The following is a 2,136-nucleotide window of genomic DNA, read 5'->3' on the forward strand; positions in this document are numbered from 1 at the left end:
TTGGAACCGCCCGGCGTCGCCGCGCACGCTGAAGTCGCCGGCGGCGGCGGCCGCGGCCAGGCGCTTGATCTCGGTGTTGATCGCCAGCAGGCTGGCCTTGGCCGCGTCCATCGATTCGTGCAGCACCGCGCGGCTGCCGGGCAGGCGCCGGGCGTCGCGGCGCAGGTCGCCATTGGCGTACTCGTTGAGCACCGCGATGGCGTCGACGATCGCGTCCAGGTGCTCGAACATCATGCGGTTGATGCTCGCAGCCAGGTCGCCGTACACGCCGGGGAAGTCCTCCGGCATGCGGTGGGACATGTCCTTGTCGGCGTGCAGCACCGCCATCCGTGCGGTCTCGCTGGAGAAGCGTTCCAGCATCCGGATCATCTCGCCGGTGGCGCGCAGCATCTCGCCGGTCTCGTCGCGGCCGGGATTGTCGATGCGCACGCTGAGGTCGCCGCGCGACACCGCGCGGATCGCCTCCAGGCTGCGCGATACCGGTCGCAGCACCGAACTGCCGATCAGCCAGTTGATGCCGAAGGTGAGCAGCACCAGGATGCCGCCGGCCAGGGTCATCACCCCGGTGAAGACCAGCGCCTGCGCCTGCACGTCGTCCATATACACGCCAGTGCCGATCACCCAGTGCCAGGGCGCGAACGCGGCGTTGTAGGAGATTTTTTCGACCGGCTTGTCGCTGCCGGGCTTGGGCCACAGATAGTCGACGTAGCCGCCGCCGGCCTCGGCTGCCTTCACGAACTCGCGGAAGATCGGCTTGCCGTCGGCGCTGAGCACCTGGCCGATGTCCTTGCCGACCAGGTCGTGGCGGGTGGGGTGCATCAGCATGGTCGGGTGCAGGTCGTGCACGTAGAAGTAGTCCACGCCGTCGCGGGCGCGCATCGATTCCAGGGTGCGCAGGGCGGTACGCTGCGCCTCGGCCAGCGGCATGCCGCCCTTGTCCACTTCGGCCGCATAGGCGCGCACCACGCCCAGCGCCAGCTCGATCTGGCTCTTCAGTGCCTGTTCGCGCGTGTTGCGGATGTCCAGGTACTGCATGCGTGCGGCAATCACCGCCAGCAGGACGATGCCGGCACCCAGCAACAAGGTCTGCCAGAGGAACTTGCGGCGCAGCGGCAGATCCGAGAGGCGGGTGAGCAACGAGCGAGACGACATCGACCTGATCCTTGGAAAGGTTCCCAAAGGTTTAACGGCTCCGGGAACGGGGAAATTGAGCGTGCGGCGCGACCGATCCGTAGACAATCCTCGCACTGGAGCGGCGGTCAAAAAAATCCCCGGCGCGAAGGCCGGGGATGGGGGGGGGGGCAGCGACAGGCCGGGCCTGTCTCAGAACTCCTGCCAGTCCGAATCGGCCAGGGCCGGCTCGACCTTGCGGGCACGCACCGCCGCCGGCTTGGCGGCGGCGACGGCCGCAGGCTTCTTCGCCGGCGCTGCCGCCCGCGGCGCGGACACGGCCTGCGGCGCGTGGACCGCGCTGGCCTGCGCCGACTGCTCGACGCGGAAGATCGACACGGCCTCGATCAGCTGGCCGGCCTGTTCTTCCATCGAACGGGCGGCGGCGGTGGCTTCTTCGACCAGCGCGGCGTTCTGCTGGGTGGTCTCGTCCATCTGGGTGACGGTCTGGTTGACCTGCTCGATACCGGCCGACTGCTCCTGCGAGGCGGCGGCGATCTCGCCCATGATGTCGGTGACGCGCTGCACCGAGGCGACGATTTCGGTCATGGTCTGGCCGGCCTGGCGCACCAGGGTCGAGCCGTTGGCCACCTGGCTCACCGACGCGTCGATCAGGCCCTTGATCTCCTTGGCGGCGTTGGCCGAGCGCTGAGCGAGGGTGCGCACTTCGCTGGCGACCACCGCGAAGCCGCGGCCCTGTTCGCCGGCACGTGCGGCTTCCACCGCGGCGTTGAGCGCCAGGATGTTGGTCTGGAAGGCGATGCCGTCGATGACGCTGATGATGTCGGCGATCTTCTTCGAGGACGCCTCGATCCCGCTCATGGTCTGCACCACCTGGCCGACCACACTGCCGCCCTGCGAGGCGACCGTGGCGGCGCCGCCGGCCAACTGGTTGGCCTGGCGCGCGTGCTCGGCGTTCTGGCGCACGGTGGAGGTCAGTTCCTCCATCGAGGCGGCGGTCTCTTC

Annotated in this window: 2 protein-coding genes; both read right to left on the reverse strand. The window is 68.9% G+C overall.

Translation table 11 applies throughout. The annotated features are described in order from the left end of the window. The coding region (locus D588_RS0118500; RefSeq protein ID WP_043086038.1) for a cache domain-containing protein at positions 1-1,152 on the reverse strand (1,152 nt) is incomplete at its 3' end. Between the two features lie 171 nt (positions 1,153-1,323). Next, a partial coding sequence (locus D588_RS0118505; RefSeq protein ID WP_017917034.1) for a methyl-accepting chemotaxis protein occupies positions 1,324-2,136 on the reverse strand: 813 nt, incomplete at its 5' end.

The organism is Xanthomonas sp. SHU 308 (genome assembly GCF_000364645.1).
Lineage (GTDB): Bacteria > Pseudomonadota > Gammaproteobacteria > Xanthomonadales > Xanthomonadaceae > Xanthomonas_A > Xanthomonas_A sontii.